General features: G+C 49.0%; 1 protein-coding gene. It reads left to right on the forward strand.

Annotated elements, in window-relative coordinates:
* Positions 1-165 precede the first annotated feature (165 nt).
* The gene (locus Q0257_RS06190; protein WP_298022954.1) at positions 166-1,059 is read left to right on the forward strand and encodes a phage capsid protein; all 894 of its coding nucleotides are present in this window, start codon (positions 166-168) and stop codon (positions 1,057-1,059) included.
* Positions 1,060-1,228: the final 169 nt, after the last annotated feature.

Genomic DNA, 1,228 nt, shown 5'->3' on the forward strand with positions numbered 1-1,228 from the left:
GCTGATTAAAGCCCAGACGGCGGCAAACGACGAAAAGGTGGCTAGTTTAGAAAAATCGCTAGAGGATTTAGGAGCGAAGCTTGGAGCTTTGCAGGAGCAGATCAATAAGTCCGCTCAAGATGGGAGCGTCTCAAAACAAAAAACTTTAGGCAGTGAGGGGATACTATGAATAATCTAAGTGAAATTTTAAAAGGTTCAATAAATGCGCAAAGCGTTACGTTAAGCGGATCTCTAACGCCGGCGCAAGCGCATAACTTCGTAGATGCGATCAAAAACAATAACGGCTTTTTAAGCAAGATCCATACCGAAAAGATGGGCAGGCTCACCAAGGAGCTCGACGCATGGGATGTAGCCAAAGGGATCTTGGTGCGCGTAGCAAGCGGCGAAAAGCCTACCGAGGCACAACGAGCGGCACTCGGGAAGGTAGGTACGAAGCTCGATGCCAAAGGCGTGCAACTATTTGCTAGAATTTTACAAGACGCGCTGGAGGATAATGCCGATAATCCAAATTTCGAGACCGAAACCCTAAACGCTTTTACAAAAGCTTTCGGCAACGATCTTGCCCTGCTCGGTTTCATAGGCGAGAGCGACACCTACGACGGCACTTTCAAGAAGCTGCATAAAGGCTGGATCCAAGTCGCCAAAGACGCTAGCGATACGACGAAGCTAACCTATGCAAGCTCAGATAAGGTATCGGATAGACTAAGTGCGCTCGTAGGCTCCATCAATTCCGATATCTTGGGCGAAAGCGTGGTGCTGATCAACCCCGCCGACGCACAGGCTTACAACAAAGAGCTAAGCGCGCTAAATTCTCCGCTTCACTTGATCCAAGGGGGCGCGGACAAAATTTTAGGCGTACCTTTGGAGATCACTCCGTTAATGCCTAAGGGCGTATATATGGCTACTCCGCTTAAAAATCTCGTGCTGGGAATGGGGCTTGATGTGCGCCGTAACCGCTGGTATGACGCGGAAGAGCGAGCATTAAAATATGTCTTTGATCTTTATACCGATTATGAGATCGTAATCAAAAGGTGGGTCAGCTTGGCGACCGCCGCATAAGGATGCGATATGAAATATCTTGCACTAAAAAACATCTGCGCGGGCGGAAATTTCATCCGTGAGGGTGAATATGTGGAGCTAGAGGGAGAGGTTGCCGCAGAGTATCTAAGCGTGGGCGCGATAGAGCAGGCAGAGTCTTTGGAGCTGGACAAAACCAAAACGGACGAGC

The sequence above is a fragment of the uncultured Campylobacter sp. genome (assembly GCF_938018035.1).
Lineage (GTDB): Bacteria > Campylobacterota > Campylobacteria > Campylobacterales > Campylobacteraceae > Campylobacter_B.